We start from the raw sequence: 6,764 nt of genomic DNA, 5'->3' as shown, positions 1-6,764 counted from the left end.
ATCAGGGTGCGTCACACCGTAAATGCCAACCAGCGCTTACGGCAGGCTCATGAGCTGATGGGGATGACAAACCGGTTTGCCTCGGAGCTTGAGCCCGTATTCAATCACTGGTCAAAAGTCCGGATCTCAGACAAGGATCTGAAAACTTTGATTCAGCTTGCGATGGCTCCCAACGGTCAGGTACTCAGCGATATCAAAGCGTCAAAAAATGAGAACCTTTCCACCCAGTTTATTAACATGGTCGAAAGCGTTTATGAATATGGCCTGGGTAGTGAAACTCAGAATATGTCAACGACGGCAGGGACTGTTTTCGGAGCCTATAACGCGGTTACCGGCTATTTTCAAAATGTAAAAAAATACAAAGACGAAGATGCCAAAATAAAATCGCTGCTACTGGGTGGAACGGCTCAGTTAAAATCTCAGAAAGCCTTTGATCTCTGTGAGGGTTTTGCTGCCCATGGAGCCGCAAGTTTTAACCTTAATTAACCAGAGGGCCGGGGAGCAGTTCCCCGGCCACATTTCAATCACCACAAACAATTAAAAAGATGGATACTATTCAAAATATAACGGGCAGTTTTCAACTGCAATGTTTCGCCCTGATTATTTCAGGTTTTGTAATTCGGTACTGGGTTCAAAGACGGCGATTTAACCGGAGGTCTTCGCATGGCTTTGAGCATTTCGAAAATTATTTTCAGGCCGTCTTTGTCCGTTTTTTTGAGAGGCTGGTAACCCTCTTTTCTTATCTTCTGATACTGACCGGTATTGTCCGTTTTCTTTTAAGAGGTTGATACATCAAAACCAATTATAAGGGCCTGTAGAATTTGGAAAACCGAACCGGGGGATCAAGCATCAATTACAGCGCAAAGTTAGGCGTCGGCTTTCTGGAAGTGGGACAAACTTCCGGCATAAACACGTCCGGCGCACAAGGGACTACCTTTATTCCGTTGCTTTGCCCCACTTATCAGCCGTCACCAGGTAGGGCACCATAACTGATTTTTCATCCTAAATGATCTGATTATGGAAAACCTACAGAGTACTTCAAACCATTTCAAGGCAGCAGAAATAGAGCTGGTCTACAAGACAAATGTTAAGGCGAGTCAGCGTACTCAAATTACGAGCTCCAATGATGCCTATCAGGTGTTTTCCAATATCTGGAATGAAGACAGTCTTGAGTTTATTGAAGAGTTTAAAATTCTACTTCTCAATAACTCCTGTCAGGTGCTGGGTTGTTATCACCACTCCAAAGGCGGGATCACTTCAACACCTGTTGATATCAGGCTAATTTTTGCAGCTGCATTAAAATCCAATAGTACAGCTATTATCCTGGCACATAACCACCCGTCAGGCAAGTTGATGCCAAGTATGGAAGACAAGACTTTGACAGCCCGAATTCAGCAGGCCGGAAAGATTTTAGATATCCGTGTTTTAGACCATTTGATCATTACGTCAGAGGGCTATTATTCCTTTACAGACCTAGGTGAAATGTGAAGTTGATAAAGCCAAAATTTTCCGGCCCGATGCAAAGACGCATCGGGCCTGTTTTGTTGTTTACGAAATCTGTAATGCCCTGAGCTCTTCGTAGAGCTCTGTTAGTCCGGATTTTCCAAAACAATCTGTAATCACATTTTGAGTTCTGTCAAGGATTCTTTGTCGGCGATGGTTAGAATATCGGTTTTGGCAGAACTATCAAAACCACTCAGTCCACGCTCAACTTCATTTTTACCTATTTAGAATTTAAGCAGGTTGGTGCCTAGCTGGGAATGATACCTATGTTTGTATCACTGTTTCAGCCGAAAAAGGGACTCGGGCTTATGATACAATCGGAAGGGTCTGACCACTAGCGCGGCTTACCCGCCTCCCCTAGGAGCTGGTGTTGCGGAAGCAGTAGAGAGATTATGTCAAGTGGAAAAGAAACGTGATGAAAGAGAAAGACAACCGAAGCAAATGGCTTCATATCAGACTGACCTCAGACGAGTTACAGCAGATAAAAATGGAGCTTAACCGCTCAACATGCCGCGCGCTTAGTGAGCTGGCAAGAAAGAAACTCCTTGATAAACCAGTGACTGTAAACTACAGAAATCAGTCAGTTGACGCTGTGACAGAGCAGCTGGCACAGCTAAAAACCGAGCTTCATGCGGCCGGTCATAACTTTAATCAAGCCGTCAAAAAACTACATGTTTTAAGCGCTATCAAAGACTTTGAGCAGTGGCTGATTGGCTATGAGCTTGACCGTAGGAGGCTATTGAGTCAATTCGAAAAAGCAAGTGAGTCCATCGTTAAAATCAGTGAAAAATGGTAGCTGTTATCCACTCGGGTAGGAGCCTGCGAGAGGCTTTGAACTATAACGAGAACAAGGTTAAGGCTGGGACCGCAGAGCTTGTGGATGCCGGGTTTTATCTGAAAAGTCCCAAAGAGCTGAGCTTTACAGATAAGCTCTCAAGACTTCAAAGCCGGGTACACTTGAATGAGCGGGTGAAGGTAAATACCCTTCACATCTCGCTGAATTTTGCTGCCGAAGACAAGCTGCCAGCCGTGCGTTTAAAACAGATTGCATCCAGGTACCTGGATAAAATTGGCTTTGCCAATCAGCCTTATCTACTTTATGAACATCGGGATGTTGCCCACCAGCACGTGCATATTGTTACAACCAATATCCGCTCTGATGGCAGCAGTATTAACCTCCACAACATAGGTAAACTACGCTCGGAGCCTGCCAGAAAACAGATTGAAATAGAGTTTGGACTGGTGCGCGCACAGGATCATCAAAGGCAAGCCTTTGAGCTCAAACCGCTGGCAGCCGTCAGGATTCAATACGGAAAATCTCCCACGAAACAGGCCATTTCTAATGTGCTGCAATCGGTTTTAAAAGACTATAAATTTACCTCGCTTGCCGAGCTGAACGCGATACTTGGTCAGTACAATGTGTCAGCGGAAAGGGGCCGTGAAGATTCAAGAATCTACAAAAAAAGAGGGCTTGTTTACAGGGTGCTAGACAAGTCAGGAAACAGGGTAGGAGTTCCTATCAAGGCGAGTGATTTCTATTTTAAACCCACTCTCAAATCGCTTGAAAGCCGCTTTGAGATCAATGAGAAACTCCGGGAAAAATACAAGGCGAGACTGAAAAATAGCATTGAAGGAGTGCTCCAAAAGAATGGTTTTAATTCTCTCAGCAGCTTTTCAAATGTGCTTAAAAACGAGGGTGTCGCAACTGTTTTTAGACGGAGCAGCGGTGGTCAGTTGTACGGAATCACCTACGTTGATCACCGTACAAAATCGGTTTTCAATGGCAGCGATCTGGGTAAAGCCTACAGTGCAAAAGCCATTCAACAACGCCTGATGACAGCCATCTCAGTTGGCGGAAGTATCACAGCTGAAAATGTAAATGAAAGGAGAAGTATACAAAATCACACCTCTGATTCTTTCCATCAAAGTCAAAATCCTAGTTTCTCTCCGCGGGATTGGAAGGACGATAACAGCGTGATAGAAGACTTGATGAAAGCTGAAAATTCCCAGGAGCAAACGCCCTGGGAGCTGAGAAAAAACCGGAAAAACAAAAGAAGAAAAATAACCATTTAAACTTGGCAACCATGCAGACATCAGAAAACCAGCAGGCGTTAGGCCGCATTACGGATATGACAAGGATGCTATCAATCGCATTACTAGTCCTTCATTTTTATTATTTCTGTTACACCTGTTTTGCTGGCTGGCAACTGGTTTCAAGCTTTTCGGACCGGATACTGTTCAATATTGTAAAGACCGGGTTGTTTGAAGTCTTCAACCGTTCCAAGGTAATCGCCCTCGTTTTGCTGCTTGTGTCTCAACTTGGAGCGAAAGGTAAGAAAGATGAGAAGCTACAATACAGAAAGGGTTTGGTGTATATGGGTATTGGAGGAGCTATCTACTTTTCAAGCCATTGGATACTGCATATTGAGTGGGGGAGCAGGTTGGTTTCCATTTTATACATGTGCTTTACCTCGATTGGATACATTCTGATCCTAACGGGCGGAACACTGATCTCAAGAGTGATTCAGCTGAAAATAAACAATAAAGATATCTTTAATAAGGATAACGAAACCTTTCCGCAGCTCGAGCAGAAACTAGAAAATGAGTACTCCATCAATCTGGCAGCTCAATATAGTTTGAAAGGAAAAATCCGTAGAAGCTGGATTAATATCATCAATCCGTTTAGAGGTGTTCTGGTGCTCGGATCGCCCGGTTCGGGTAAGTCATATTTTGTGATAAGACACATCATTACCCAGCATATCGCAAAGGGTTTTGCAATGTTCGTATATGATTTTAAATACGACGATCTGTCCATAATCGCTTACAATGCCTTGCTGGAAAATCAAGATAAATACAAAGTGGCCCCCAAATTCTTTACGATCAACTTTGACGATCTCAGCCGTAGCCACCGCTGTAATCCGCTGGATCATTCTTCCATGACCGATATCACAGATGCTGCTGAGTCTGCACGGACAATTTTAATGGGGCTAAACCGTGAATGGATCAAACGTCAGGGGGATTTTTTTGTAGAGTCTCCTGTCAATTTTTTAACTGCGGTGATCTGGTTTTTAAAGAAATATCAGGATGGTAGCTTTTGCACATTACCACATGTGATCGAGCTGATGCAGGTGGAATACAACCATCTTTTCACGCTTCTGAGAACAGAAAAAGAAATCGAGGTGCTGATCAATCCCTTTATCACGGCGTATTTAAACGGGGCAACAGAGCAGCTCGAAGGTCAGATTGCATCTGCCAAAATTGCCCTTGCCCGCCTTTCCTCTCCGCAGCTATATTATGTGCTTTGTGGCAATGACTTCACCTTGGATATCAACACTGTCGATGAGCCCAAAATAGTATGCATGGGCAATAACCCTCAAAAGATCCAGATATACGGCGCTGTCCTCTCTCTTTATATCACGCGTCTGATCAAGCTGGTTAACAAAAAAGGAAAGCTCAAAAGCAGTCTGATCTTTGATGAGTTTCCGACCATCTACCTTAACAACGTCGATAGTTTGATCGCTACAGCACGTTCCAATAAAGTGTCCACAACTCTGGGTATTCAAGATTTCAGTCAACTGAAAAAGGACTACGGACGCGAGCAAGCAGATGTGATCAGCAGTATCACAGGAAATATTTTAAGTGGACAGGTGACCGGTGATACGGCAAAACAGCTTTCCGAGCGGTTTGGCAAGATCATGCAGGATCGCACAAGTTTTTCAATTAACCGAACCGACACGTCGGTAAGCAGATCAAAACAATTGGATTTAGCCGTGCCAGCCTCCAAAATATCGACACTCAGCTCAGGAGAGTTTGTAGGGATGGTGGCTGACGATCCCGATCAGCGGATTGATCTGAAGACTTTTCATTGTCAGATTTTAAATGATCACAAAATTATCAAGGAGCAGCAGGACAAGTACCAACCGATTCCAATCGTAAGAAATCTGGAATATGGAACTGTTCAAAGGGTGTATCTGGAAATTAAGGAAGATGTTCAAAATATTGTTGATAGTGAAATTGAGCGGATATTGGCTGATCCGGCACTTGCGTATCTGTTGGTACGGAAATAATCGGAAAAGTTTATGATGATAATGGAGTAGGTGTGCCGGCGGCTGTAAACGATATATGTAATTTATTAGCCCGCAAAAAAAGTGTAAACTGCAGGTGAACATGATGAAATTCAAGTTTATTTTCATCGAGACCTGATGATTTAATCAACCATCACCCGGTATGTTGAAGTGTTTCAGTTGAACGACTATGAATCCCCGTGAGTCTTACCTTTTCTTAACAAGGTTTTACAAATGAAGTGCCAGAAGCTGCAAGCACACCAATAAATTTATTCATTAAGAAAAAATGGCATCAAAATGGTTATTCGTATCTTAATTAATCTCTTATGTTCTGGTCCTACTTATCATTATCTTCGCGCTTTTGGACTCGCGCTAGGTATGACCTGCGTGCTGTTTGCCACATTGTTTATAAAAGATGAAAGCTACTTTTGATACATTTCATGCGGATGGGAAACGTATATACCGAGTAACTACCAAAGACACGCGAAACAATGGCAATATTATCCTCGTAACTAAAGACCAGATCCACGTCCCCGCTTTCAAGGCCAGTATTCCTGTGATATCTGAATTTGTAAGGGTGTGGCTCGACGAAACCCACAATATCATTGTCGACAAAAAAGAGGCTTTAAGGTGAGCGTGACCTACTTACTACGACGACGCCCCTAATTCAGTAAAATTGCTTCATGCTACCAGTTTCTATTTTTTTAGTGCTCATTCTGTCTTTTCAACAAATAATGTGATTAGGGTAGATAATGTCAATAAAGACGGCACATCTGATTTGGTTGGTACGACACGAGTTGACCCTTCGCACAATGTCACATATCATTATTGGGCTGATTTGAAGTGGGACTGCAAGTAACAGCTGGAGCATTCTTTATACTGAATTTCATCTAGAGTGCATTCCTCCATTTCTGGACAGTGTTTCAGATGATTAGAATATTTGGGTTAATCAATCTCAAAAAACGAAGATTGTGTGTGATAATGTGACTAATTTATTTAAAGCTAATGTATTCGAAATCTCGCTGATTATAAATAATGGGTAAATTCCGCCAGTTTATTTCAGAGTTCCTTATTGCAACTCTTCTTATACTTTGTGTTTCATGTCAGGAGATGTTACCCGCTTGGTTTTGGAATAATTTCCTCGCAGAGAACCTAGTTGAGAATAATTCGGACCAAGGAAGATATGGAGGGATAAGG

The 6,764-nt window shown here is 42.9% G+C and carries 6 protein-coding genes; all 6 read left to right on the top strand.

What is annotated here, in order from left to right:
• Positions 1-486 (top strand): DUF932 domain-containing protein (locus AC1XUD_RS26380; RefSeq protein WP_483364050.1); only part of this gene is annotated, 486 nt, incomplete at its 5' end.
• A gap of 531 nt (positions 487-1,017) precedes the next feature.
• On the top strand, positions 1,018-1,488 hold the full coding sequence (locus AC1XUD_RS26375) for a JAB domain-containing protein (protein WP_483364049.1): 471 nt from the start codon (positions 1,018-1,020) through the stop codon (positions 1,486-1,488).
• A gap of 430 nt (positions 1,489-1,918) precedes the next feature.
• Positions 1,919-2,299 carry a plasmid mobilization protein gene (locus AC1XUD_RS26370; protein ID WP_483364048.1) on the top strand — a complete coding sequence of 127 codons (381 nt, stop codon included), beginning with the start codon at positions 1,919-1,921 and terminating at the stop codon, positions 2,297-2,299.
• Positions 2,293-3,576 carry a relaxase/mobilization nuclease domain-containing protein gene (locus AC1XUD_RS26365; RefSeq protein ID WP_483364047.1) on the top strand — a complete coding sequence of 428 codons (1,284 nt, stop codon included), beginning with the start codon at positions 2,293-2,295 and terminating at the stop codon, positions 3,574-3,576. The genes AC1XUD_RS26370 and AC1XUD_RS26365 overlap by 7 nt, the downstream gene beginning before the upstream one ends.
• A gap of 11 nt (positions 3,577-3,587) precedes the next feature.
• On the top strand, positions 3,588-5,570 hold the full coding sequence (gene mobC, locus AC1XUD_RS26360) for a conjugal transfer protein MobC (RefSeq protein WP_483364046.1): 1,983 nt from the start codon (positions 3,588-3,590) through the stop codon (positions 5,568-5,570).
• 412 nt (positions 5,571-5,982) lie between these two features.
• The gene (locus tag AC1XUD_RS26355; RefSeq protein WP_483364045.1) at positions 5,983-6,201 is read left to right on the top strand and encodes a hypothetical protein; all 219 of its coding nucleotides are present in this window, start codon (positions 5,983-5,985) and stop codon (positions 6,199-6,201) included.
• Positions 6,202-6,764: the final 563 nt, after the last annotated feature.

It is taken from the genome of Dyadobacter sp. HNCC25DJ184 (genome assembly GCF_056895215.1).
The sequence above is the reverse complement of the archived record's forward strand: the minus strand, read 5'-3'. Positions and strand labels throughout refer to the sequence as shown.